Annotated in this window: 23 protein-coding genes; 11 read left to right on the forward strand and 12 right to left on the reverse strand. The window is 69.2% G+C overall.

Going from position 1 to position 24,048, the window contains the following annotated elements:
* Positions 1-13: 13 nt before the first annotated feature.
* From Q0A27_RS04765 to Q0A27_RS04785, 5 genes are all read right to left on the reverse strand, one after another.
* Positions 14-457, reverse strand: coding sequence for a GtrA family protein (locus Q0A27_RS04765; RefSeq protein WP_291473920.1), 444 nt, complete (start codon positions 455-457; stop codon positions 14-16).
* A 1-nt stretch (position 458) separates the two neighbouring features.
* A complete protein-coding gene (locus Q0A27_RS04770; protein ID WP_291473921.1) occupies positions 459-1,052 on the reverse strand; it encodes a GtrA family protein in 594 nt (197 codons plus the stop codon).
* Positions 1,053-1,162: 110 nt separating this feature from the next.
* Positions 1,163-2,347 carry a hypothetical protein gene (locus Q0A27_RS04775; RefSeq protein ID WP_291473922.1) on the reverse strand — a complete coding sequence of 395 codons (1,185 nt, stop codon included), beginning with the start codon at positions 2,345-2,347 and terminating at the stop codon, positions 1,163-1,165.
* Positions 2,348-2,412: 65 nt separating this feature from the next.
* Complete coding sequence (locus Q0A27_RS04780) at positions 2,413-3,072, reverse strand: N-acetylglucosamine-6-phosphate deacetylase (protein ID WP_291473923.1); 660 nt, start codon at positions 3,070-3,072, stop codon at positions 2,413-2,415.
* Positions 3,069-3,617: a hypothetical protein gene (locus Q0A27_RS04785; RefSeq protein WP_291473924.1), complete on the reverse strand. Its 549-nt coding sequence runs from the start codon at positions 3,615-3,617 to the stop codon at positions 3,069-3,071. The genes Q0A27_RS04780 and Q0A27_RS04785 overlap by 4 nt, the downstream gene beginning before the upstream one ends.
* Positions 3,618-3,706: 89 nt before the next feature.
* Here Q0A27_RS04785 and Q0A27_RS04790 point away from each other — a divergent pair, with 89 nt between their 5' ends.
* Positions 3,707-4,075, forward strand: a complete 369-nt coding sequence (locus tag Q0A27_RS04790) for a hypothetical protein (protein ID WP_291473925.1) — start codon at positions 3,707-3,709, stop codon at positions 4,073-4,075.
* 44 nt (positions 4,076-4,119) lie between these two features.
* Here Q0A27_RS04790 and Q0A27_RS04795 read toward each other — a convergent pair whose 3' ends face one another.
* Entirely contained in the window at positions 4,120-6,420 is a 2,301-nt protein-coding gene (locus tag Q0A27_RS04795) for a hypothetical protein (RefSeq protein WP_291473926.1), read from the reverse strand.
* A gap of 126 nt (positions 6,421-6,546) precedes the next feature.
* Here Q0A27_RS04795 and Q0A27_RS04800 point away from each other — a divergent pair, with 126 nt between their 5' ends.
* The gene (locus Q0A27_RS04800; protein WP_291473927.1) at positions 6,547-7,962 is read left to right on the forward strand and encodes an FAD-binding oxidoreductase; all 1,416 of its coding nucleotides are present in this window, start codon (positions 6,547-6,549) and stop codon (positions 7,960-7,962) included.
* A gap of 12 nt (positions 7,963-7,974) precedes the next feature.
* Positions 7,975-8,727: a decaprenylphospho-beta-D-erythro-pentofuranosid-2-ulose 2-reductase gene (locus Q0A27_RS04805; RefSeq protein WP_291473928.1), complete on the forward strand. Its 753-nt coding sequence runs from the start codon at positions 7,975-7,977 to the stop codon at positions 8,725-8,727.
* A gap of 587 nt (positions 8,728-9,314) precedes the next feature.
* Here the strand turns inward: Q0A27_RS04805 and Q0A27_RS04810 are convergent.
* Together Q0A27_RS04810 and Q0A27_RS04815 are read right to left on the reverse strand one after the other, a co-directional pair.
* Positions 9,315-9,926 (reverse strand): YdhK family protein, encoded by a 612-nt coding sequence (locus Q0A27_RS04810; RefSeq protein WP_291473977.1) that lies wholly within the window; start codon positions 9,924-9,926, stop codon positions 9,315-9,317.
* A gap of 78 nt (positions 9,927-10,004) precedes the next feature.
* Positions 10,005-10,337 carry a hypothetical protein gene (locus Q0A27_RS04815; protein WP_291473929.1) on the reverse strand — a complete coding sequence of 111 codons (333 nt, stop codon included), beginning with the start codon at positions 10,335-10,337 and terminating at the stop codon, positions 10,005-10,007.
* Between the two features lie 212 nt (positions 10,338-10,549).
* Here Q0A27_RS04815 and Q0A27_RS04820 point away from each other — a divergent pair, with 212 nt between their 5' ends.
* Both Q0A27_RS04820 and Q0A27_RS04825 read left to right on the forward strand, forming a co-directional pair.
* On the forward strand, positions 10,550-10,753 hold the full coding sequence (locus Q0A27_RS04820) for a heavy-metal-associated domain-containing protein (protein ID WP_066585109.1): 204 nt from the start codon (positions 10,550-10,552) through the stop codon (positions 10,751-10,753).
* Positions 10,754-10,777: 24 nt separating this feature from the next.
* Entirely contained in the window at positions 10,778-13,117 is a 2,340-nt protein-coding gene (locus Q0A27_RS04825; protein WP_291473930.1) for a cation-translocating P-type ATPase, read from the forward strand.
* A 206-nt stretch (positions 13,118-13,323) separates the two neighbouring features.
* Here Q0A27_RS04825 and Q0A27_RS04830 read toward each other — a convergent pair whose 3' ends face one another.
* Both Q0A27_RS04830 and Q0A27_RS04835 read right to left on the reverse strand, forming a co-directional pair.
* Positions 13,324-14,436: an alkene reductase gene (locus tag Q0A27_RS04830; RefSeq protein WP_291473931.1), complete on the reverse strand. Its 1,113-nt coding sequence runs from the start codon at positions 14,434-14,436 to the stop codon at positions 13,324-13,326.
* Between the two features lie 69 nt (positions 14,437-14,505).
* Positions 14,506-15,261, reverse strand: a complete 756-nt coding sequence (locus tag Q0A27_RS04835; RefSeq protein ID WP_291473932.1) for a GntR family transcriptional regulator — start codon at positions 15,259-15,261, stop codon at positions 14,506-14,508.
* A gap of 246 nt (positions 15,262-15,507) precedes the next feature.
* Here Q0A27_RS04835 and Q0A27_RS04840 point away from each other — a divergent pair, with 246 nt between their 5' ends.
* The 6 genes from Q0A27_RS04840 to Q0A27_RS04865 all read left to right on the forward strand — a co-directional run bounded on the left by Q0A27_RS04840 (position 15,508) and on the right by Q0A27_RS04865 (position 22,154).
* The gene (locus tag Q0A27_RS04840; protein ID WP_291473933.1) at positions 15,508-16,638 is read left to right on the forward strand and encodes a TIGR03364 family FAD-dependent oxidoreductase; all 1,131 of its coding nucleotides are present in this window, start codon (positions 15,508-15,510) and stop codon (positions 16,636-16,638) included.
* Between the two features lie 143 nt (positions 16,639-16,781).
* A complete protein-coding gene (locus Q0A27_RS04845) occupies positions 16,782-17,714 on the forward strand; it encodes a phosphate/phosphite/phosphonate ABC transporter substrate-binding protein (protein ID WP_291473934.1) in 933 nt (310 codons plus the stop codon).
* Positions 17,715-17,732: 18 nt separating this feature from the next.
* Positions 17,733-18,554 (forward strand): phosphonate ABC transporter ATP-binding protein, encoded by an 822-nt coding sequence (gene phnC / locus Q0A27_RS04850; protein WP_291473978.1) that lies wholly within the window; start codon positions 17,733-17,735, stop codon positions 18,552-18,554.
* Between the two features lie 89 nt (positions 18,555-18,643).
* Positions 18,644-20,302: a phosphonate ABC transporter, permease protein PhnE gene (phnE, locus tag Q0A27_RS04855; RefSeq protein WP_291473979.1), complete on the forward strand. Its 1,659-nt coding sequence runs from the start codon at positions 18,644-18,646 to the stop codon at positions 20,300-20,302.
* A gap of 47 nt (positions 20,303-20,349) precedes the next feature.
* Positions 20,350-21,066: a phosphonatase-like hydrolase gene (locus tag Q0A27_RS04860; protein WP_291473935.1), complete on the forward strand. Its 717-nt coding sequence runs from the start codon at positions 20,350-20,352 to the stop codon at positions 21,064-21,066.
* Positions 21,063-22,154 carry a zinc-binding dehydrogenase gene (locus Q0A27_RS04865; RefSeq protein WP_291473936.1) on the forward strand — a complete coding sequence of 364 codons (1,092 nt, stop codon included), beginning with the start codon at positions 21,063-21,065 and terminating at the stop codon, positions 22,152-22,154. Before Q0A27_RS04860 ends, Q0A27_RS04865 begins: the two co-directional genes overlap by 4 nt.
* A 41-nt stretch (positions 22,155-22,195) precedes the next feature.
* Here the strand turns inward: Q0A27_RS04865 and Q0A27_RS04870 are convergent, their stop codons facing one another.
* Complete coding sequence (locus tag Q0A27_RS04870; protein WP_291473937.1) at positions 22,196-22,825, reverse strand: TetR/AcrR family transcriptional regulator; 630 nt, start codon at positions 22,823-22,825, stop codon at positions 22,196-22,198.
* A 10-nt stretch (positions 22,826-22,835) separates the two neighbouring features.
* Positions 22,836-24,026 (reverse strand): acetyl-CoA C-acyltransferase, encoded by a 1,191-nt coding sequence (locus tag Q0A27_RS04875; RefSeq protein WP_291473938.1) that lies wholly within the window; start codon positions 24,024-24,026, stop codon positions 22,836-22,838.
* Positions 24,027-24,048: the final 22 nt, after the last annotated feature.

The following is a 24,048-nucleotide window of genomic DNA, read 5'->3' on the forward strand; positions in this document are numbered from 1 at the left end:
CTTCCTGGCCCGGTCACACCACCCGGAAGATGACCCAGCGCTGGATGATGAAGTTCAGCACCGTCGCCGTGCCCTGGGCAATGACGAAACTGATCGCTCGGACCCAGAAGCCGGAGAAGTCGTTGTCCTCCAGCCAGGGGATGCACACCACGTACAGGCCCAGCTGCACCACATAGGTCAGCAGGTAGGAGCACATCGTGGCGATGAACCGCTTGGTCGACGGAGCCGCCTGGAAGGTCCACCGCCGGTTGATGAAGTACGCGGTCAGCGTCCCCAGGATGAAGCCGATGGTCTTCGACAGGCCGTCGCCCAGTCCGGCGAGGTGCAGCAGATACGTCGACCCGAAGTCGACGACCGCACCGATGACACCAGTACAGATGAAGCGGAAGAGCTGCGTCTTCAGCGGGACGTTGACCGTCATCGTCCCCGGTTGTTCACCGGATGCGACAGAAGTCACCTCAGCCGACATTCTTCACCTTCACCTCTCCCTTCCCGGGCCTGTGCCGGAAGGTCCACAACTTGTTGAACAGGAAGTTCGCCGGGATCGCGACGATCACGCCGATGAAGTTACCCCAGTAGGCCCGCGTCCTCAGCCCCGTCGAATCATCCCAGATCGCGTGGGACAGGGCGATGGGTGAGTCATCGTTGACCAGCGCCGTCTGCACCAGCAGGGTGATGAGCAGGCCGAAGATGCCCACCAGCATGAAGCTGAACATGGGACGCACCCACGGCGTCCCCTTCTTCGCCTTGAAGGTGTAGTGCCGGTTGAGGAAGAAGTTCCAGATGTTCGCCACGATGAAGGCGAGCACACTGAAGACGTGGTACCAGCGCACGTGGAACGCCGAACCGAAGAGGTTCACGAACGGATGGTACTGGTCAAAATCCCACACTGCCTGGGTGAACTTGTTCGACAGCACCATGACGCCCTGGTTGACCACGAAGCCGGACGCGCCGACGATCCCGAAGGTGATGAACTGCTTCAGGATGCGGCGTTTGCGCCCGACAGGCCGGGGCGGCTGCTCGGGCGGCCGTTCGGTGACGGCATCGGTCACGGGAGTCCTCACTTGCTGCAGGAAAAGGGAATCACCGCTCTACGCTACTCAGCGGCCCCCTGATTCAACGAACCGTCACACCGGCGCGTCCCTGTCAGTTCCCCGGCGCGTCACGCCTGGAGCAGGAAGCGGTACATCTCCAACCGGTCGACGAGACTGCATTTCGGCACCAGCGGGATGACGGCGGACGCGGTCCCCTCCCACACGTCGGCACCGCAGGTCGCAAGCAGATGACCGGACTCCCGTGACAGGTCACGGATCTCCTCGGCGCTCAACGGGTCGCAGGACCGGTGGTCGTCGGTGGCACCGAGGCCGGCGTCCGCCCGGGTGAATCCGAGAGCCGCCATGAGCATCGCGGTGACCTCGTCGACGGTCTCCCGGTCCGACAGAGTCGACAGAGCCACGACCCGCGACCAGGCGGCGGCGCGTCCTACCGGGGTCGTCTCGACGGGGAAGCCCGACAGCACCCGGCGCGTCGCCTCCCCCACCTGGGCCGGACGCCCCAGATCGAGGGCCTGGAGCAGCGGGGTGAACTCGTACAGGTCCCCACTGAGCAGCAGGGCACGCAGCTCCGGGCCGAGCTCACCGAGGATCTCGGCGACGGTCTCCTCACCGGTCAGGGCGACATTCACCGCGGCGAGGTCGACGTCGCGCGGTAGTCCGACGGGGTGGTCCACTGTGCCGGGGACGGGGAAGGACTCAGGATCAGCCGGGGCGTCCCCGTCGGGCGCGAAACCACCGGCGAGGCAGACCGCGTCGGGGGTGTGGTCGTCACGGGGCATCGCACCGGCCGTGGTGACGGTGACGGTGTACCCGTCGACGACGAGGATGCCGGTACCGTCGCGACCCAGTGCCTCACGCAGCGGCGTGCCGATCGGACCGGCGGTGCGGGAGTAGACGCGCAGCCGGTCGTTGCGCCGGGCCTGCAGGGACCAGGTGGTGATCGCCGGCAACCGGTCGGCAGCCTCGGAACCGTCGGCGCCGTTGAGCATGGTGGACGCCCCGGGCCAGTCCAGGGACAACAGGACCGCACGGACGGTCTCGGCGACGGAGAGAGCACCGTTGAGTCCGAGCGCGCGGGTGAACCAGCCGAGACCGGGGACGTGGTGCTCGGCCAGGAGCAGGAGGGTCAGTTCATGGTCGGCGGCGTCCGCCGGTGGGACGGGTCGGGCGGCATGGGCGATCCCCGGCAGTTCGAGCACCGCGGCGAGGCCGCCGGGGTCGCCGGACGGGGTGGTGTCGCGGACGACTCCCCGTCCGGATCCCCGACGCTGCGGCAGGTGCTGGGCATTCATGCGACCCAGCGTAGCGCCGTCCGCGACAGCTCGCCGGGGACGGCGGACCGATTTCTGAGGCCGTATCAGTTCATGACCAGCGGCAGCGCACGCAACTCGCCGCCGAGACGCTGCACCCGGAGCTTGTCCAGGGCGTTCCAGCTCTGCACCAGATCGCGCAGGCCACGGGCCGCCGCCATGGCACGGACGACGGCCTCGGCGGTGTCCCCGGTGATGCCCTCGGGGGCACGGCCGGGTTGCGGAGTGAAGTCGGCATCCGCCCAGGCACCGCCCCAGCCAGGCTGCCGCTTGCCGGGGTTGGCCTCGGCGAAGGTGGCCTTGTTCTCCTCGACGGCCTCAGCGGCCTGAGCCACCGTGGCGGCCACGTCGACGGTCCGCAGTGTCCCGGCGGTGTCGGTGGGGAAACCGAAGGAGTCGCGGGCTGCGTCCCCGGTGAGCGGTTCCCCGCCCTCGCCGACGACGACGGTCGGGCGGGCGAGCAGAAGTTCCAGCATCCCGTCACGGGACCCGCGCTGGTCGATCCAGTCGGCGTCGGCGGCGAATCCACGGATACCGTCGGCGTCGACGAGCCAGGCGCCGGAGAATTCGCCGAGCACGACGCGGGCGTCGACCTCGACCTGCCAGACCGCGGTGACCTCACCGACGGTCGCGGCGACGAGCACCGGCGGATCCTGTGGTCGGGTACCGGTTTCCGTGGTAACGGGAGCGGTCTCGGCAGCGGTCACTTCGCGTCCTTCGCGGTCGAGGTCACCGGTGTCTTCGCACCGGTGGTGGCACCGGAGTCGGCGGCGACGGCGGGGTTCTGCTCCGACAGTCTCGCCACGACGGCGACGGCACCGACCTGGGCGATGCCCCAGACAGTGAACGGCAGGCGGCGGAAGATGCCCCCGAACAGCGGGAGCCGGCCGAGGGTCCGGGTGATGACGCCGGTGGCCACACGGTCGACCCTGGCATTGAACCAGGACCCTACGACGACCGCCACAATGCCGACGGTCACCGGGACGAGGTACTTCCGCAGTCCCGCCCCCGCGGCCGGGGTCTCGCCGTAACCGGTGGCGGCCGGAGCACCCGTGCCGGCCTGCTGCGGAACAGGGAGGGGCACCTGGTTCGTCGCGACAGCGGTCCCACCGCCGGCGGCCAGGACCCCGAGGCTGACGAGTCGTCGCTTCCACGGCGTCGTGACGAGGTCATGGGCGAGGTAGTAGCCGACGGTCGTCGTTCCCAGAACGGCGAGATCGGGCGTTCGGTTCAGGTCTGGTGCGGCACTCATGGAGCCCAGCGTAGAGGACGCACCTGACCGCGCAATGCCGGTTCCGCTGCAGGTTCCCTGGCCGTACGCGCCGGAGTAGGCTGAGCTGCATGTTCGGCAGGAGAAACACAGGCAGCAACGGCGACGGCAGCGGTGGGCAGGACAAGCTGAAGGACCGGATGCGGCGCAACATCGCCAAGGCCAACGACGGCAAGCCCGCCGGCGAACGCGGTTCCATGGCACAGACCGCGGTGGTCGGCGGCACCGACCCGGAGGCCCACTACGAGGCGGCGCGGCACATCGAGGCGCCGGTCAACGAGTTCATGGGCCGGCTCATCGCCCAGGAACTGCCGATCCTGGACTCCACCAGCCGCTCGATCGTCAATGCGGCACTGCGGGAGCACAAGGAGGCCGGTAAGCCGCAGATCACCTGTGTGGGCGAACTGCCCGAGGAGATCCGCGAGATCATGGCGCTCTAGCGCTCTAGTGCTCTAGTGCTCTAGAACTCCGACGCTCTGGCGTTCTAGCTGCGCCTCGTCGCCGCCTCCCCACGACAGGCTTCGGCCAGCCGCCAGCGCCCGCGGTACTCCGCGGCCTTCGCGGCGGCCTCGGCGCAGCGGTCCGCACCGGCGGTGTTCCCCAGTGCCGACAGGGCCGCTGAACGGGCGCGCAGCAGACGCACCGGACCGTCGTCGTCCGCCCCTGCCTCCCCGGGGGCGCAGCCGGACGCCACGCCGGTGTCCACCCAGTTACCGCCGACCGCGGCCAGTCCCGCGGCGGAGACCGCGCACGCCTCATGGCAGGCACCGGCGACGGCCAGGGCGTCGGCGAGATCCGCGAGGTCGGCGACATGGTCGACCAGACCCAGCGGGGACGCCGAGGGCGGGGCGGGCAGGGACCGGGCGGATGCCGTCACCGCCGTGATGACGGTGGCGTCCACGATGCCCCGGCCGACACCGGGTTCATCATCGTTTTCCCCGGTCACCGCCCCGACCAGGGCACCACCGGTCAGCGGGACGGCCCGGGGCAGCAGCCGCAGCACGGCCCACAGCCCCTGCACCGCGTACTCCACCGACGGGCGGGTCGGGAGTGCACCGGAGAGCAGGATGTCGAGGTCGATCAGGCGTCTGACCAGGGGGTGGGATCCCGACCGGAGCCGGGTCATGTTCCGTACCCGACCCGGGGCGTCGTGGGCGGTACCGGCGCAGGCGCACTCCCGCACCATGCGGTCGACCTCGGCGAGCAGTCCGCTGGAGGAGGGGGCGATCTGTCGGGCACAGGCGAAGCAGCCCACTCCGTGGCCTGCGGCGCAGTCGGAACGACGGACGAACTCCGCGGCGACATCGAGCACCACCGGGTCACCGTCATCGGCGGTGAGGACGCGCATCCGGTCGACGACGCAGTCCGCGGCGTCCGTCAGCCCGAGCAGGGTGTACATCACGGTGGCGCACAGTGCGTCCGTCGCATCGAAGGACGCCAGGTCCACCGGTCCGACACCGGGCAGTTCCGCCAGATCCGCCGGATCAGAGGGGAAGGCGGTGGGCAGGGCCGCCGGCAGGGCCAGACCGCGCAGGGCGGGGATGCCGGCGAGGTCGGCGGCGTCGATGAGCGGGACCGGGTACTCCAGGGTCTCCGGCACCAACGTCGTCCACATCGCCCGGCCGTTGCGGGTATCACAGCGTACCGCCTGCTCACGCAGCCGCTCCGACAGCTCGTCGGCCAGCTCGCGGACCGTCGGGCCACCGGTCACGAGGCGGCGTCCTCCCAGATCGGAGGCGGAATCCGCGGACCAGCCGGTCTCGACCACCGCGCGCAGTACCGGGGCGGCCACCGCCGGCGGGTCGACGACGTCGACGGTGCGCACCAGCAGCGACAGGGCGGTTTCGGGAGCGCCCGCGAGGGCGAGGTAGCCGGCGACATGCAGCAGGGCGGGCACCAGTTCAGGCACACCGGTGGCGGTGGCGACGATGCCGGCGATCCGGTCGACCGTGGTGGTGGTGTCGACCATGTGCGCCAGCGGGACCAGCGAGGCAGCGGTGAGCAGCGTCCACTGCACGGAATCGGCCCGGCCGGTGTCCTCCCCGTGGCACAGCACCCGCAGCAGGGTGTCCAGGTCCCCGCGCAGCAGCGCGACGGTCCCCCTGACCACCGCCAGTTCCTCCGCCCCGCACGAAGTCTCCCCCACCAGTTCCAGCAGTTCACGGGCCTGTTCCAGGCGTCCCGTCGCGAGCAGGACCCGGGAGCGCAGCCCGGCGATCTCCACCGTCTCCGCCCCGTACCGGCGCAGCACGGCCACGCTGCGGTCGGTGAGGGAGTCGATCTCGGCCAGCGACGTCTCCGGATCCGCGGCGGCGGCCAGGGGGACATCCACCCAGTGGCCGCGGAACTCATCGGTCAGCCGTCCGCCTTCCCCGTCGAGCGGTGCACCGTCAGGCCCGGGATGACCCACGGCGTCCTGGTGGGACGGACGCCGCACCGGATCATGCCGGTGCCGGTGCCACAACTCCGGCAGTCCACTGACCGGGTGCCCGGCAGGCGGCAACGGCGTGACACCGGGCAGCACCAGCGGATGCGGCGCGAGGGTGACCGTGTGCACAATGATGCGGTGCCGCAGGTCAGCCGCCGATTCTCGGGCCGCAGTGAGCGAGGGATGCTGCGGTGAGGCCTCGACGGAGGCCAGTTCGTCGGCCATGGCGGTGAAGCGCCTGAGAAGCACCGGGACCGGGATCTCGCCGCGTGCATGTGCCGCACGCAGCGTCTCCCATTCGTGGGCGATCCGGGCAACCCTGCCCTCAGCACGACTGAGGCCGCCATAACCAAGCATGTCCTTACTATGGCATACCTGTGGTGGCATCCGTACATCAACGGCAGTGAAAGATGCGTCACTATCCGCACCCGTCCGCCGGGAAGAGTCCCTGAGGCGTCCGGTCCCGGCTGTAGTGTGGTCCGCATGGAATTGCAGACGCACACCCAGTCTCTCACCGGTTGGGGACGCACCGCCCCCACCACCGCAGAGGTCCTGTCCACCCCGGACGTCGACGTCATCGCCGCCGCCGTCGCACAGGTCGCCGACAGTAACGCCGACAAGCCCGACCACCTCAAGCGCGGCGTCATCGCCCGCGGCATGGGCCGCTCCTACGGCGACCCCGCCATGAACGGCGGTGGTCTCGTCATCGACATGCAGGCGCTGAACACGATCCACTCGATCGACCCGGACACCGCCATCGTCGACGTGGACGCCGGCGTGACCCTCGACCAGCTCATGAAGGCCGCGCTGCCCTACGGCCTGTGGGTCCCCGTCCTGCCCGGTACCCGCCAGGTCACCATCGGTGGCGCGATCGGCCCGGACATCCACGGCAAGAACCACCACTCCGCCGGTTCCTTCGGCAACCACGTCCGCTCGATAGAGCTGCTGGTCGCCGACGGTCGCGTCCTGCACCTGGAGCCGGAAGGCTCCTCCGACGACCCGGACGGCACCCTGTTCTGGGCGACCGTCGGCGGCATGGGCCTGACCGGTGTCATCCTGCGCGCCACCATCGAGATGACGAAGACCGAGACGGCGTACTTCCTCTGCGACGTCGACCGGACGAACACCCTCGACGAGACCATCGCCGCGCACTCGGACGGCTCCGAAGTCAACTACACCTACTCCTCGGCGTGGTTCGACTGCATCTCGCCGGAGCCGAAGCTGGGACGCTCCACGATCTCCCGTGGTTCGCTGGCCACCCTCGACCAGCTCAAGGAGTTCGCCCCGAAGCTGGCCAAGGACCCGCTGAAGTTCAACGCCCCCCAGCTCATGACCGTGCCGGACATCTTCCCGTCCTTCACGCTCAACAAGCTGACGCTGTCGGCGGTGGGTATGGCCTACTACGCCATGGGCAAGCCGGCACGGAACCAGATCGAGAACCTCACGCAGTTCTACCAGCCGCTCGACCTCATCGGTGAGTGGAACCGCGGCTACGGCTCCAAGGGCTTCCTGCAGTACCAGTTCGTGGTGCCGGTGGAGGCCGTCGAGCCGTTCAAGCAGATCATCAAGGACATCCAGTCCTCCGGCCACTACTCGGCACTGAACGTCTTCAAGCTCTTCGGCCCGGGCAACCGCGCCCCGCTGAGCTACCCGATGCCGGGCTGGAACGTCTGCGTCGACTTCCCGATCCGTCCGGGCCTGGGCGACTTCCTCGACCGTCTCGACAAACAGGTCATGGAGTTCGGCGGACGCCTCTACCTGGCAAAGGAGTCCCGCACCACCGCGGAGAACTTCCACCGGATGTACCCGGGCCTTCCGGGCTGGCTGGAGACCCGCCGGTCCATCGACCCGACGGGCGTCTTCGCGTCCGACATGTCCCGCCGCCTCGAGCTCAACTAGGAGACTTTTTCCATGATCAACGCTGTGGGTAAGCCCCAGTCCATCCTCCTGCTCGGCGGTGCGTCCGACATGGGCCTCGCCGTCGTCGAGCAGTTCCTGTCGCGTGGCCCGGCTCGCGTCGTGCTCGCCGCCCGTGCCGGTGAGGACATGTCCTCCCCGATCGCCCGGTGTGAGGCCGCCGGTGCGTCCGCGGTCGAGACCGTCGGGTTCGACGCCACTGCCTTCGACACCCACGAGGAGATCATCGACTCCATCGAGGGTGACATCGACCTGGCCATCGTCGCCTTCGGCGTCCTCGGTGACAACGAGGTGCAGTGGCAGAACCAGAAGCAGGCCGTCCTCGCCGCGCAGGTCAACTACACCGGTGCGGTCTCGGTGGGCGTGCTGCTCGCCGACCGGATGAAGAAGCAGGGCCACGGTCAGATCGTGGTCTTCTCCTCCGTCGCCGGCGAGATGGTCCGCCGCTCGAACTTCGTCTACGGCTCCACCAAGGCCGGCGTGGACGGCTTCTACCGCATGCTCGGTGAGGCCCTGCGCGGCACCGGCGTGCGCGTGCTCACCGTGCGCCCCGGTCAGGTGCGCACCAATATGACGAAGGGGCTGGACGATGCCCCGCTCACCGTCGACAAGGAGGACGCCGCAAAGGCCATCGCCGCCGGCGTGGACGGCAAGAAGACCGTCATCTGGATCCACCCGCTGTTCCGCTGGGTGATGCTGATCCTGAAGAACCTGCCGCAGTTCGTGGTGCGCAAACTCCCGATCTAGGGCGGTACCCGGTCTGGGCGGGGCACCACGCCCCGCCCGCCCCCTCGTCGAATCAGCACCGTCGAATCAGCACCCTCACCAGTCGTCGAACCCCCGGCGACCCCCCGGCGGCTGCCTGTGAGAGTGCTTTCCCGACATGCAGGGTCACTCTTCGTCTGAGAGCCCCAGCGATTCCCGCTCTTGTCCGGTCAACCGGAACCGCAGCGGCTTTCCGGAAGTCTGCTCCACCAGCCCACGTTCCACGAGATCGACGGTCCTCGGTCGGACAAACTGCTTGGACTTCCTGATCGAACCAGCGACCACATCGAGCCCGACCTCGCCGCGTCCGCGAATGGGGACGCCGCGTTCTCCTCCAACATCCTTATCCGATCGAATACACGGGAAAGCTGGCGGTGCCGTAACTCTGTTCAGCTGCCGGTGGGGGTGCTTTCTCGACATGCGCCTCCTCCACATCCCGCAACTCACCCTCACCGGAGCAGAAATCGCTGCTCATCCTGCTGGTGAGGGTGAGTTGCGGACATCAGGCGGAAGGAGGGGAAGAGGCGAGGGGACGGCCCCTGCTCCGCGCTACTCCGCGCTACTCCGCGCTACTCCGCGTCCGCCGGGGCGAGCTCGCTCTCGGTGACCCACTTGTGGTTCGTCATCGTCATCCCGTCATCGGTGGTGATGTCCACCATGTAGACGGTCTCCTGCGTCGAGGAGTCGATGGTGGCGGTCGCTCCCTCCATTCCGCTCATATGGTCGGCGGCGAGTGTGACCTCGGTGCCGTCGGCGAGCGGGGCGTCACCGGGGTTCTCCAGCTCCTCCTGGACGACCCAGCGGTGGTCACTCACCGGTGCGCCGCCGTCGGTCGGCGTGTAGCTCACCGAATAGGCCATGGTCGAGTAGGCGCCGGTCACAGTGCCGGTCGCGCCTTCCATCCCCTCCATGTGATCGGCCAGCACGGTCACCTCGGTACCGACCGGATACATCGGATTCACTGCGTCCTCGATACCGGCCGGCGCCTCACCGCCGTCCATGGCGTGGTCGTGCATGTCACCCATACCACCGTCGTCAGCGTCCTCGGTGGTCATGCCGGTCATGTCCGCCATGTCGTGACCCTCGTGGCCGTCATGTCCACTGTCGGAATCGTCTCCGCAGGCCGCGAGAGTGAGGGCGGACGCCAGAACCAGCGATGCCAGGGCAGGGGTACGTGAGATCTTCATGCCGCCGATGGTATACCCCCGCGGGGTATTGAGGCACCCCTCAGAGACTCCCCCTCCCACCCGGGAAAGCCGTCAGAACGAGCAGACGCCGGGAGTGGGATTGTCACTGTTGACGATCGGGCACCAGACGAAATAGTAGAGCGCCGCCAGGGCGAGCGGGCCACTCCAGACGATGCTGCCGACGATCGACTGCGCGCTCGGAGGCAGAGCGTCGTACGAGGTCTGGACGGGTTCCGGAAGGCCCTGGGCGGCAGCGGACGGCGCGACGGCGGTCGCTCCACCGACTGCGAGCAGTGTGGCAGCCGAGACAGCGGCCACCCTGCGACGCAGGCCGTGTCGCCTGCGGGCGTTCTGCGCGGATCCGGAGCGTGTCGTGCGAACGGCAGATGCAGGTTCGCCGTACATGATGTTCCTCTCGTCTGAAAGATTCAGAAGTCAGGTGCGGAACGCGGCGCCCCGCACGTCCCCCATCATTGCGCGTCACCTCTGCCCGTCGGCACCCCCACCCCTCCCGACGCCCTTGAAATATACCCCCTAGGGGTATACCGTCGGAATCGGACGAACGGCAGGACCACACAGGCCCCGCGCACGCCACACAACACGGAAGGATCACCACCATGGCCACGAAGAACTACACCGTCACCGGCATGAGCTGCGGACACTGCAAGGCGGCTGTCGAGAAGGAGGTCGGCACCATCGAGGGCGTCACCGCTGTCGAGGCCACCCCGGCCACCGGCGCCGTCGTCGTCACCGGCGAAGGCTTCACCGACGAGCAGGTCGCCGCCGCCGTCGACGAAGCCGGCTACGACATCGTCAAGTAACACCCCACAAAGGACTGACCAGCAATGACACAGCAGGTAGGGACCACCCCTCCGGTCGACCCGGTCGACCCGGTCAACCTTGTGCAGCTCGACCTCGGCGTCACCGGGATGACCTGCACCTCCTGCTCCGCCCGCATCGAGCGCAAGCTCAACCGGATGGACGGGGTGGACGCCACCGTCAACTTCGCAACCGAGTCCGCCAAGGTGGACTACGACCCGTCGAAGACCGACCCCGATGCGGTCATCCAGACGGTCCGGAACACCGGCTACGACGCCTTCACCATGGCCGACAGCTCAGCCGATGAGAGCGACACAGACACGGACAACGTAGGCGCGGCGTCCTCCCCGGAGAGTGGCCCACAGACCGGCCAGGCCAAGGTGGACGCCGCCCGCGACGCCGAGGCCGCCGACCTGCTCCACCGCACGATCCTCTCGGCGATCCTCGCCTTCCCCGTCGTGCTGGTCAGCATGGTCCCCGCCCTCCAGTTCGACAACTGGCAGTGGGCCGCCCTGACCCTGATCTCCCCGGTCTACTTCTGGGGCGGCGCCCCGTTCCACCGCGCCACGCTGGTCAACCTGCGGCACGTCTCCTTCACGATGGACACGCTGGTGTCCCTCGGCACGACCGCCGCCTACCTGTGGAGCCTGTGGGCACTCTTCCTCGGCAACGCCGGTATGACCGGCATGACGATGGAGATGCACCTCTTCCCCGCCGTCGATTCCGGTGTCCACAGCGGCATGGACGAGATCTACCTCGAGTCCGTCGGCGTGGTCATCGTCTTCCTGCTGCTCGGACGTTGGTTCGAAACCCGGGCGAAGGGACGCTCTTCCGAGGCACTGCGCGCCCTGCTCGACATGGGTGCGAAGGACGCCGCGGTGCTCCGCGACGGCGCGGAGATCCGCGTCCCCGTGAACCAGGTGAAGGTCGGCGACATCGTGGTGGTGCGTCCCGGCGAGAAGATCGCCGCCGACGGTGAGGTCACCGACGGCACCTCGGCAGTCGACGAATCCATGCTCACCGGCGAATCGGTGCCGGTCGAGGTCACCGTCGGGTCGAAGGTCACCGGTGCGACAGTGAACACTTCGGGGCGCCTGCTCGTGAATGTGACCCGCACCGGTGAAGACTCCACCCTGGCGCAGATGGCGAAGCTCGTCTCCGACGCGCAGGCCACCAAGGCCCCGGTGCAGCGTCTGGTCGACAGGATCTCGCAGGTCTTCGTGCCGGTCGTGATGGTCATCGCGGTCCTCACGCTCATTACCCACCTCATCGTCGAGGGCGATGTCACCAACGCCTTCACCGCCGCCGTCGCCGTGCTCATCATCGCCTGCCCGTGCGCACTGGGCCTGGCCACGCCGACCGCACTGCTCGTCGGTACCGGTCGCGGCGCCCAGCTCGGGCTGCTCATCAAGGGTCCGGAGGTGCTGGAATCCACCCGGCGTGTCGACACGGTCGTCATGGACAAGACCGGCACCGTCACCACGGGCGTCATGGCGGTCACCGGGGTCACGGGTCCCGACGAGACCCTGCGCCTTGCAGCCGCAGTGGAGTCCGGCTCCGAGCACCCGATCGCGAAGGCGATCGTCACCGTCGCGGCAGAGCAGGGCGAGATCCCTGAGGTCACCGACTTCGCGTCCACCGCAGGTCACGGCGTCACCGGAACCGTGGAAGGACGCACCGTCGAGGTCGGGCGCCCGGCGTCCGCCGACGATCTGCCGGCTGGGCTGCGTGAGGCCTTCACCGGCGCGCAGGACGACGGTGCCACCCCGGTGCTCGTCACCGTCGACGGTGAGCCGGCCGGTGTCGTCACCGTGCGGGACACCGTGAAGGAGGACTCGGCCGACGCCGTCGCCGCCTTCCGCGATCTGGGTCTGACCCCGTACCTGCTCACCGGCGACAATGCCGGTGCGGCGAAGGTCGTCGCCGCCGAGGTCGGCATCGACCCGGACAATGTCATCGCCGGGGTACGCCCGGAGCAGAAGGTCCAGAAGATCTCCTCGCTGCAGGACGCCGGCAGGAATGTGGCCATGGTCGGTGACGGTGTCAATGACGCCGCCGCGCTGGCCAAGGCCGACCTGGGCCTGGCGATGGGTGCGGGCACGGATGTGGCGATCGAGGCCAGTGACATCACCCTGATGAACAACGACCTGCGCTCCGCGGTGGACGCCGTCCGGCTGTCGCGGCGTACGCTGCGCACCATCCACGGGAACCTGTTCTGGGCCTTCGCCTACAACGTGGCCCTCATCCCGGTCGCGGCGTTCGGACTGCTGAACCCGATGCTCGCCGGTGTGGCGATGGCGTTCTCCTCGGTATTCGTGGTCTCGAACTCGCTGCGGCTGCGCGGTTTCCGCTCGAGCCGTTCCTGATCGACGACGAGAGTAATGGATAAGGGGTTATCCGTTCTCTCCGACTTTCCGGCCGGGCTCCGTGCCAGGCTCCGGAAGTGTTACCGGTTCCGACTGGTAACACTTTTCGCGACCTGGGACAATGTCACTTTACGGACCACCGGCGTGGTAACACTTTTCAGGGCCGGTCCAGTGTCCTCGCCGAACGGGCAGGGACGCCGGAGCGCCTAGGCCTCGGTGGGCGACAGGGACGCGGCCTCCGAGGCCTCCGACGACCCAGCGAACGGGTAGTCCGTGTACCCGTGCTCCCCACCGACGTAGAAGGTGGGCTGGTCGGGCGTGTTGAGCTCCAGACCCTCCTGCCACCGGCGGACGAGGTCCGGGTTGGCGATGAGCTCACGGCCGACGACGACGGCGTCCGCCAGATCGTCCTCGACGATGTGCCGCGCCTCCGGCAGCTCCGTGACGCGTCCGAAACCACTGTTGAGCAGGAAGGCGCCGCCGAAGCGCTCGCGCAGGTGCGCGACCAGGTCACCGTCGATGTCGGCGTGCAGCACCGAGAGGTAGGCGATCTCGGGCAGGCCGTCGATGAGGGCGCCGTAGGTCGCCAGGACATCGGCCCGGTCGTCCTCCGGCACCCCCTGGACGCCGTGCTCCGGGGAGATGCGCAGCGCAGTCCGCTGCGCACCGATCTCCTCGGCGACGGCCCGCACCACCTCGACGGTCAGTCGGGCCCGGTTCTCCGGGGACCCGCCGTAGACGTCGGTCCGGTGGTTGGAGGATGCCGCGGTGAACTCGTGCAGCAGATAACCGTTCGCACCGTGGATCTCCACGCCGTCCACTCCGGCATCGACCGCCCGCCGCGCACCGGCGACGAACTCCGCGATGATCCGCGGGATCTCCTCAAGGCCCAGTTCACGGGGCACCACACCGTCGAGCTTGCCGGAGAAGCCGCGGACCGGCGCACCGGTACCCAGCGCACTGGGCGCCTCGGGTTCACCGCCGCGCAGGAGGTCGGGGTGGCTGGTACGGCCGCCGTGCATGATCTGCATGACGAGGGTCCCGCCGGCGGCGTGCACCGCCTCTGCGACCGTGGCCCAGCCGGCGGCCTGCCCGTCAGTCGCGATCCCGGCCTGTCCCGGGAAGGCCCGGTTACTGAACGCGGGGAAGGTCCCCTCGGTCACGACGAGGCCGGCGGAGGCCCGCTGGCTGTAGTACGTCGCGTGAAGGTCGGTGGGGACACCGTCCTCTCCGGCGCGTTGCCGGGTGAGTGCGGCCATGGTGACGCGGTTGTCCAGTTGCAGTGCTCCCGCATTCAGCGGGTCGAAGAGAGATGTCATTCCCCGTCCAACCCGGCGACGGCCGGCGGCATTCCCGGCCTACTCCGGGACCCCGTCCCTCGGCCGGAGTCACTCCGCCGGGGAAGGCACCATGGACAACGGGGAGATGTTCCCGCGGGTGGAGTTGAGGATGAAGCTCGCGGTCCCGGGCAGATAGCGGTCGTCGGAGCATTCCACCGGCGTCCCGGCGCGGGTGAAGGCCCGCCGTCGGACCCGGAGCAGCGGCGACCCCTCGGCCACACCGAGCAGTTCGGCGTCGTCGGGGTCCGCACCGACCGCGTCGATGGTACGGGTGACGTGGTCGATGTCCACACCCGAATCCAGCAGCCGCTGGTAGATCGACCCGGAGTCCGTGTCAAAGGTGAGCAGGTGCACGCCCACATCCAGCGGATAGTTTAGTCGCTCGACCATGGCGGGGTCACCGTCCTTCAACCTCAGCCGGAACACCGAGACCACCGCGTCCCCCACCGCGATCTCCAATCCGGCGGCCAGGGAGGCGTCCGCCGGGTGACGGGAGACACTCCGGGTGTCCTGCCCCGGGACGAACCCACACTGCCGGCACCACTGGGTGTAGGAGATGACGCCGTCGAAGGACTGCGCCGGGACGGTGTCCAGCACGGTGGTGCGACGCCCCTGACCCGAGGAGAGCAGCCCCTCGGCCCGCAGGGTGGCGATAGCCTGCCGGACCGGCCCCCGGGAGGATCCGAACCGGGCACAGAGGTCCGACTCGGTGGGCAGGGCGTCCCCGGTGGCGAATTCCCCGCCCGAGATCGCGGCGCGCAGGTAGTCGGCGATCTCCTGGTGCTGCTGGCGGGTGGTGGTCATGGCCAGGTCACTCCTTCATCGGGTGCGTCGTACAGGGTCGCCTGTGCCGTCCGTGCTGGCCGGTTGTTCCAGTTGTTCCTGTTGCCCTTGGTCGTCCTTGCTGTCCATACAGGCTAGCGCAGTTCACCACTTCCCGCGGGCGTCCAGCCGACCCGACCATGACGGGAGCATGAACTTCCCGTGAATCTCGCGGCAAATGTATATACAAGTGTTGCGGACCTCGGAGGCGCGTGGTGGCATGGGTCCATGCACAGCACAGCACCCCGCACCGACCTCATCGTCGTCGGTTCCGGCATCCTCGGTCTCGCCACCGCGTGGCACGCCCACCGTGACGGACGCACCGTCCGCGTCATCGACAGCGCCGACCGGCCGGTCGGGTCCTCCATCCAGAACTTCGGCCACGCCTGCTTCACCGGCCAGGCCGACATCGTCCAGCCGGTCGCCGCCAGATCCCGCGCCAGTTGGCTCGCCGCCGCCGCGGACGCCGGCTTCTGGATCGCCGAATCCGGCACCACCATCCCCGCCGTCACGGAGACCGAGGCGGACATCCTGCGCGAGTTCGCCGCCCACCGCGGCACCGACCAGGTCACCCTGCTGACCGGGGATGCCGTCGCGGTCGCCCTCGGCAACCCCGACCTCGACACCGTCGCCGGTGCGGTCCTTCCACAGGACGCCCGGGTCAACCCGCGGGAGGTCGCCCCCGCCCTCGCCCGGTGGCTGGCCGGGCAGGGCGTGGAGTTCACCTGGAACACCCAGGTCACCGAGGTCGCCGACGGGACCGTGGTCACCAACCGGGGAGACTTCCACGCCGGGCGAGTTGTCGTCTGTCCCGGCTACCGGCTCGCCGCCCTCTTCCCCGACCTCGCCGAGAAGCGGCAGGTCAGGGTCTGCTCGCTGGCGATGTCCCTGGTGGACCGCCCGGCCGGGGTCCCCGCCGACCTGGCGATGCTCTCCGGCACCTCCCTGGCCCGCTACGACGGCTTCGCCGCGATGCCCTCAGCCCCCGCCCTGCGCGAGGAACTGGCCGTCCGAGAACCCGGCCTCGTCGACTGCGTCGCCAACCTCATGGCCACCGGCACTGCCGACCACCTGTTCATCGGCGACAGCCACGCCTACTCATTGAGCCCGGAGCCCTTCATCGACGAGGACATCGCCGGCCTCCTGCTGGACCGGGCATCCGATCTGCTGGGCCTCGGCACCCCGCGCGTCCGACAGCGCTGGCTGGGCCGCTACGCCGACAGTCCCGACACCAACCTCGTACTGGAGCACCCGGACGAGCACACGACCGTCCTCGTGGTCACCTCCGGTATCGGCATGACACTGTCCTTCGGCGTCGCCGAGCTCGCACTCGCCGGAGAGTCCCTCTCCGGTTTCTGAACGACCGCCATCCGTCCTCCCGGTGACACTTCGGTGAACTCTTCATTCTTGTATAGACAGGCTGTTCGCCGCCGCCGACAATAGATGCCGGAACCCCGGTCATCCGGACACCCCGACCCCCACCCGAAAGGTCCCCGACTGCCATGCTCCGCCACACCCGCGCCGCAGCCGCTGCGCTCCTCACCGCCGCCACCGTGCCCGCCCTCGCCGCCTGCGGGGGTTCTTCCGATGACGCCGACGGGGCGATCACCTTCGCCGCCGTGCCCGCGGAATCCTCCTCCTCCGTGAACAGTGACTACGCGAACCTCGTCGCCCTCCTGGAGAAGGAGACCGGCCGGACCGTGGAGTTCCAGAACGCCTCCGACTACGCCGCCGTCATCGAGGGCCAGCGCGCCGGCCAGATCGACATCGCCTCCTACGGCCCCTTCTCCTACGTCATCGCCAAGGACTCCGGCATCGACCTCACACCCGTGGCGTCCCCCACCCACGACGAGAACGAGGCCCCCGCCTACCAGGCACTCGCCTACACCCGCGCCGGCTCCGACATCAAAGGTCTCGAGGATCTCAAGGGCAAGACCGTCTGCCTGGTCGACGCCGCCTCCACCTCCGGCTACCTCGTGCCGATGAAGGGCCTGAAGGACGCCGGCCTCACCCTCGACGAGGACGTCACCGGCAAGCTCACCGGCGGCCACGACGCCTCCCTCCTCGCCCTGAGGAACGGCGAGTGCGACGCCGCCTTCGCCCATGACACCATGCTCTCCACCCTCGAGTCCGGCGGGCAGGTGAAGGAGGGCGAACTGACTCCGGTCTGGACCTCCGACCCGATCACCGAGGACCCGATCGCCGTGAACCACGTCAGCCTCGACGACGACGTGATCGCCACGATCACCGAGGCCCTGCAGACCAAGGCCAACAAGCCCGCCCTGGTCGCCGAGGGCATCTGCGACTCGGAGGAGGAGTGCACCCTCCCCGAGGAGATCGAGTGGGGCTACCGCCCGGTCACCGACGCCGACTTCGACTCCATCCGTGAGATCTGTGCCGGCACCGACGCCGACGCCTGCAAGAACATCGGATAACGGACGCCACCAGAGGACATCACAGTGAACACCACGCCTGAACTCCAGCGCGAGATCGACGGCATCTACGCCGTCCAGCTCGACAACGTCATCCGCCAGTACACCCCCACCGTCCGCGGTCTCGACGACGTCACCGTCGGCGTCCGTACCGGCGAGATCACCACCCTGCTCGGGCTCTCCGGCTCCGGCAAATCCACCCTGCTCCGGCACGTCAACGGCACCGAGACCCCGGACGCCGGCAGCATCCGCGTCCTCGGCTCCGACCTCGCCGACCTCGACTGCAAGGGGCTGCGCGCCCTGCGCCGCGACGTCGGCGTCATCTCCCAGCACTTCAACCTCATCGGCCCGATGTCCGTGCTGGAGAACGTCTGCACCGGACGCCTCGGCTCGCTGCGCGGCCCCCGCATCAGCCTGATGATGTACCCGAAGCAGATCCGCCGGGAGGCCCTGGCCAACCTGGAGCGCGTCGGCCTCGCCGACCGCGCCTTCCAGCGCGCCGACACCCTCTCCGGCGGCCAGCAGCAGCGCGTGGCCATCGCCCGCGCCCTCATGCAGAAGCCGCGCATCATGCTCGCCGATGAGCCGGTCGCCTCCCTCGACCCGGTCTCCGCGGAATCGGTGATGACGCTGCTGCGGGAGATCTGTGTCGAGGACAACCTCACCGTCCTGTGCTCCCTGCACCAGGTCCAGCTCGCCATCGACTTCTCCGACCGGATCATCGGTCTGCGTGCCGGCCGGCTCGTCCTCGACCGGCACACCGGCGGACTGCAGGCCGAGGAGGCGGAGAAGATCTACTCCGCGGTCACCCCGGCGGCGGTGCCGGAGGAGGTCGTCCGGTGACGCTCACCGCCCCGCGCCCCGCCGACGCCCTCCCCGAACTTCCGCCGCGCCCGGCGCCGCGTCCCTCGAACGTGGCCGGCGGTGTGGCCATGGTCCTGCTGCTGGTCGCCGGCCTGTGGTCGGTCAGCTCACTGGGCATCAACCTGGCGACGATCGCACAGTCCCTCGACAACGCGGTGACCTTCGTGCGGCGGATGTTCCCGCTGGACTTCCCGTCGTTCGGGGAGACCGCCAGCCTGCTCGCCGAGACCCTCGCCGTCGTCTTCCTCGCCACCGCCCTGTCGGTACTGCTCTCGGTGCCGGTGGCGCTCGCCGCGGCGTCCTCCACCACCCGGGGGAAGGTCTCACGCAGCACCGCCCGGACCATCATCGTCCTGGCCCGTGCCGTCCCGGACATCGTGCTGGCGATCTTCTTCCTCCGCGTCTTCGGCCTCGGCGCGGCAGCCGGTGTGCTCGCCATGGGCATCCACTCGGTGGGTATGGTCGGCAAGCTCTACGCCGACGCCCTGGAGGAGCTCGACGACGGCCCCCGGCAGTCCGTCGAGGCCGCCGGCGGCACCCGTGGCCAGCAGTTCCTCGCCGCTCTGCCGCAGCCTCTGCTGCCCCAGCTCATCGCCACCGCCCTGCACCGCTTCGACATCAACCTGCGCACCTCGGTGCTGCTGGGCTACGTCGGGGGCGGCGGGATCGGCCTGGCCATCGCGGACGCCCTGCGTTCCCTCGACTACCAGCGGGGCATGGCCCTCGCCCTGATCGTGCTGCTGGCCTGTGTGGTCCTGGAGCTCATCTCCGGCGCTGCCCGTGCCGCCCTGCTCGGCCGCACCGGTGGCAGCGCCGGCCGGACCTCCTGGGCCGACCGGCTGTGGCGTTCCAGTGCCGCCTCCGACATGCCGCAGAACGCCACGAAGACACAGAAGGCACAGCAGGCACAGCAGGCACAGCAGGACGCCGCAGAGGGCGCCCCTGAGCGGCTCACCCCGCCGTGGACCGCCGACCGGATCCGCCGGTTCACCAGCATCGCCGTGGTCCTCGTCATCACCGTCGCGGCTGTCCGGCAGGTCGACATCTCCGCGTCCTCGCTGTGGAACGGCCTGCTGAACCTGCCGGACACCCTCGCCCTGTTCTTCCCGCCGTCCTCCGGTGGGGCGATGGACGCCATGCTCACCGAACTCGGCGTCACCGTGAAGATCGCCCTGGCCGCCACGGTGCTCGGTGCGATCCCGGCGCTGCCGCTGGGCATCCTTGCGGCGTCCAATGTGACGACCAACCGGGCGGTGCGTACGGTCGCCCGCGTCCTCATCGTCGTCTTCCGCGGCATCCCCGAGCTGATCCTGGCGATCATCTTCGTCGTCATCTCCGGACTCGGCGCGGTGGCCGGCACCCTGGCGCTGGCCGTCGGCGCCCTCGGCCTGCTCTCGAAGCTCGTCGCGGACTCCCTCGAGGAGACCGACACCGACGTGCAGGACGCCGTGCGGGCCACCGGCGCGACCGGCACCCAGGTCTTCCTCGGTGCGACGCTGCGCCAGGCGGCACCGGCCATCGTCGCGCACACCATGTACCTGTTGGACACCAATATCCGCTCCGCCACCCTGCTGGGCGTCGTCGGCGCCGGCGGCATCGGCTTCCTGCTGCTCAATGCGGCCCGGGTCAACCAGTTCGATGTCGTCACGATGATCCTCCTGCTCATGGTCGCGGTCGTCCTCGCCGTCGAGGTGCTGTCCCTGTGGCTGCGCCGGATCGTCCGCTGACCCCGTCCCCTGTTCCTCTGTCCCTGTTTCCTGAAAGGATCTTCCCCGTGATCTCCACTACACCCCTGACCAGCGTCCCCGCCCTCGCCGTCTTCGACATGGCCGGTACCACGATCGACGACCGCGACGAGGTGTACCGCGTCCTGCGGGAGGCGACCGAACGGGCCGGCGCCGTCTACTCCGATGAGGAGTTCCAGCGCTGGATGGGCACCGAGAAGCACTGGGCCATCGAAAACCTGCTGCGTATCGGCGGTGTCGGGACCGAGGAGGAGACCGTCGAGGAGGCCTGGACCTGGTTCCGCGCCGAGCTCGCCGACACCTACACGCAGCACCCCCCGGTGCCACTGCCCGGTGTGGAGGACGCCCTGCGCATCCTGCACGACCGCGGCATCCGGACCGCACTGACCACGGGGTTCTCCCGTGAGATCACCGACCTCATCCTCGGCACCCTGGGTTGGGTGGACAACGGGCTCATCGACGCCACCGCCGCCGGTGACGAGGTCCCCGCCGGACGCCCCGAGCCCCACCTCATCCGGGCGGTCATGGCGAAGGTCGGGGTCTCCGACCCGGACGCCGTGGTCAGTGTCGGCGACACCGCCTCCGACGTCCGGTCGGCGCAGGCCGCCGGGGTCACCTCCGTCGGTGTGCTCACCGGGCACCTCGCCGACGCGGACTTCACGGATGAGGGTGTGGACCTGGTCCTGGATTCCGTGGCCGACCTGCCCGGCCTGATTCCCACGGCCGGCACGGGTGCCCACGCGTGACTGATACCGCGACGGCCACGGTGTGGCGGGGCGGCACCCGGTTCGAGCGGGTCAGCGTCCCGTTGCCGACCCCCGGACCAGGTGAGACCCTGGTGCGGGTCCGGGCGGCGACGGTGTGCGGCTCCGACCGGCACAGCGTCCTCGGCCGACGCCCCGCCGCCTGCCCCTCCGTCCTCGGCCACGAGGGCACCGCGACAGTGGTGGCGACGGACGGCGGGACCACCGTCGACGGCACCCCGCTGACCCCCGGTGACCGGGTGGTCTTCGGCGTCACCGCCTCCTGCGGGGAGTGCGCGACCTGCCGCCGGGGCCTCACCGCCAAATGTGAGCGGGTCCGCAAGGTCGGCCATGAGTCCTTCGACGGCGACTGGCCGCTCTCCGGCACCTGGTCGACCCACCTGCTGCTCCCGGCCGGTCTGGCCGTGGTGACCGTGCCGGACGACCTGCCGGACGACCGGGCCGCCACCGCCGGCTGTGCGGTCGCGACAGTCATGGCGATGCTGGAGAAGGCCGGTCCGCTGGCCGGACGCAGCGTCCTCGTCAACGGTGTCGGCATGCTCGGGATCACGGCGGTGGCCGCCGCCCGGTATGCCGGTGCGGCCGAGGTCATCGCGGTCGACCCGGCGGACACGGCCCGGGAACTGGCCCTCACCGCGGGCGCTGACCGGGCGCTGCGCCCCGGGGAGGACGCCGGTACTTCCACCGGTGCCGCAATCGGTGCCGTGGATGTCTCCCTGGAACTCTCCGGCGCACCGGCAGGGGTGCGGACCTGCGTCGATGCCCTGGCGACGGGTGGCACCGCCGTGCTGGCCGGCAGCGTGAGCCCGGCCGGGACGGTGAATCTGGATCCGGAGCGCCTGGTCCGGGGGTGGAACACCGTCACCGGGGTGCACAACTACGAACTCCGGCACCTCGCCCGCGCCGTGGACCTGCTGGTGGACCTGGACGCTGCCCCGCACCCGACCCTGCCCTGGGAACGGATGCTCTCAGCACCGCGGCGGCTGGACGGTCTGGACGGGACGGACTCTCTCGGCGCGGTGTTCACCGGCCCATCCGACGGCACGCTGCGCACCGTGCTGCTGCCCTGAACCGGAAAGCAGGGCCACACCCCGGCTGCGTAGACTGCCACTCAGGACGCCAGACCCCCGATGGCCTGGTCGGCAATCTGTTCCGCCAGGTCACGGATCTCCGCGGCGTCCTGGTTCTCGCGGACGCGGAACCACATCGCGGTGCTGTTGAGGCTGCTCAGCAGGAACCGGGTGGCCAGCCGGGCGTCCCCGTCGCACAGTGATCCGTCCGCCATCCCGTCGGTGACGACGCCACGGAACAGTCCTTCGTAGCGGGTGCGGACCTCGTTGAGCTCGATGAGAGCCTGACGCTGGTGCTCCTTGAGCGCGGTGGAGCGGCCGGCGATGACGCCCTGGGAGATGACGTCGTGGTAGCCGAGATCGGTCATGAGGTTCACCAGGTGCCCGACCGACATGGCGGTGAGCCGGTCCCGTCCGGTGCCGGGCCCCTCGGAAAGCGGCTGGACGGAGCGGAAGGCCCCGTTCATCCCCGCCTCGTAGACGGCGAGGTAGATGTCGAACTTGGAGCGGAAGCAGTAGTAGATCCGCCCCTTGGTCGCGCCGATCCGGTCGGCGATATCGTCCACGGTGGTCCGTTCGAACCCCTGGGACTGGAAGACCACGGCCGCGGCGTCGAGGATCTGCGCCCGTGCCGTGTCACGGACGCCGGGAGTTCCTGCTCCGTCAGCCATGGACGGGACTCTACAGCTCGAAGAGCCCGGCCGCGCCCATTCCGCCACCGATGCACATGGTGATGACGACGTAGCGAGAACCGCGGCGACGCCCCTCCAGAAGGGCGTGACCGACCATGCGGGCGCCGCTCATACCGTAGGGGTGACCGATGGAGATCGCACCGCCGTTGACGTTGAACTTCTCCGGGTCGATGCCGAGGGTGTCGCGGCAGTACAGCGTCTGGGAGGCGAAGGCCTCGTTGAGCTCCCACAGGTCGATGTCGTCGATGGTGAGACCGTGCTGCTCCAGCAGCTTCGGGATGGCGAAGACCGGGCCGATACCCATCTCGTCGGGCTCACAGCCGGCGACGGCGATGCCGCGGTAGGTGCCCAACGGCTCGAGACCGCGGCGGGCGGCCTCCTCCTTCTCCATGAGGACGACGGCGGCGGCACCGTCGGAGAGCTGCGAGGCGTTACCGGCGGAGATCGTCGCGGCGTGGCCGTCGGAGTCCGGCAGGACAGCCTTGAGCTTGGCCAGCCCCTCCGCGGTGGTCGAAGGGCGGTTGCCCTCGTCGAGGGTCAGGGTGACCTTCTGCTCGACCGGCTGACCGTCCTCACCGGCGACAAGCTTGATGGCGGTGAAAGGGACGATTTCGTCGTCGAAGTAACCGGCCTCCTGGGCGGCGGCGGTACGACGCTGGGACTCCAGGGCGTAGGCGTCCTGCTGCTCGCGGGTGACGCCGTAGCGCTCGGCGACGATCTCCGCGGTGTTGAGCATCGGCATGTAGATGTCGTGGCCGTTCTCCCTGAGCCACGGGTCGGCGGCACGGAAGGTGTTCTTGTGCTCGTTCTGCACCAGGGAGATGGACTCCACACCGCCGCCGACGGCGATCTGCAGGCCGTCGGTGATGATCTCCTTGGCGGCGGTGGCGATCGCCATGAGTCCGGAGGCGCACTGGCGGTCGACGCTCATGCCCGGCACGGTGACCGGGAGCCCGGCGCGCAGCGTCGCCTGACGTGCGACGTTCGTGCCGGTGCTGCCCTCCTGCATCGCACAGCCGAGAATGACCTCCTCGACCTCCGCGCCGGAGATGCCGGCACGCTCGACCGCGGCGGCGATGGCGTGGGCGGCGAGTTCCTGGCCCTGGGTGTCATTGAAGGCGCCACGGTAGGCGCGGCCGATGGGGGTGCGGGCGGTGGAGACGATGACTGCTTCGCGCATGGGTGTTCTCTGTTCCTTCTTC

The sequence above is a fragment of the Corynebacterium sp. genome, from assembly GCF_022712275.1.
GTDB lineage: Bacteria > Actinomycetota > Actinomycetes > Mycobacteriales > Mycobacteriaceae > Corynebacterium.

Coding starts and splice junctions, on each gene's coding strand:
- Q0A27_RS04775 (WP_291473922.1), bottom strand. CDS start 2,347: ATGAATGCCCAGCACCTGCCGCAGCGTCGGGGATCCGGACGGGGAGTC.
- Q0A27_RS04785 (WP_291473924.1), bottom strand. CDS start 3,617: ATGAGTGCCGCACCAGACCTGAACCGAACGCCCGATCTCGCCGTTCTG.
- Q0A27_RS04790 (WP_291473925.1), top strand. CDS start 3,707: ATGTTCGGCAGGAGAAACACAGGCAGCAACGGCGACGGCAGCGGTGGG.
- Q0A27_RS04795 (WP_291473926.1), bottom strand. CDS start 6,420: ATGCTTGGTTATGGCGGCCTCAGTCGTGCTGAGGGCAGGGTTGCCCGG.
- Q0A27_RS04800 (WP_291473927.1), top strand. CDS start 6,547: ATGGAATTGCAGACGCACACCCAGTCTCTCACCGGTTGGGGACGCACC.
- Q0A27_RS04805 (WP_291473928.1), top strand. CDS start 7,975: ATGATCAACGCTGTGGGTAAGCCCCAGTCCATCCTCCTGCTCGGCGGT.
- Q0A27_RS04815 (WP_291473929.1), bottom strand. CDS start 10,337: ATGTACGGCGAACCTGCATCTGCCGTTCGCACGACACGCTCCGGATCC.
- Q0A27_RS04820 (WP_066585109.1), top strand. CDS start 10,550: ATGGCCACGAAGAACTACACCGTCACCGGCATGAGCTGCGGACACTGC.
- Q0A27_RS04825 (WP_291473930.1), top strand. CDS start 10,778: ATGACACAGCAGGTAGGGACCACCCCTCCGGTCGACCCGGTCGACCCG.
- Q0A27_RS04830 (WP_291473931.1), bottom strand. CDS start 14,436: ATGACATCTCTCTTCGACCCGCTGAATGCGGGAGCACTGCAACTGGAC.
- Q0A27_RS04835 (WP_291473932.1), bottom strand. CDS start 15,261: ATGACCACCACCCGCCAGCAGCACCAGGAGATCGCCGACTACCTGCGC.
- Q0A27_RS04840 (WP_291473933.1), top strand. CDS start 15,508: ATGCACAGCACAGCACCCCGCACCGACCTCATCGTCGTCGGTTCCGGC.
- Q0A27_RS04845 (WP_291473934.1), top strand. CDS start 16,782: ATGCTCCGCCACACCCGCGCCGCAGCCGCTGCGCTCCTCACCGCCGCC.
- phnE (WP_291473979.1), top strand. CDS start 18,644: ATGGTCCTGCTGCTGGTCGCCGGCCTGTGGTCGGTCAGCTCACTGGGC.
- Q0A27_RS04870 (WP_291473937.1), bottom strand. CDS start 22,825: ATGGCTGACGGAGCAGGAACTCCCGGCGTCCGTGACACGGCACGGGCG.
- Q0A27_RS04875 (WP_291473938.1), bottom strand. CDS start 24,026: ATGCGCGAAGCAGTCATCGTCTCCACCGCCCGCACCCCCATCGGCCGC.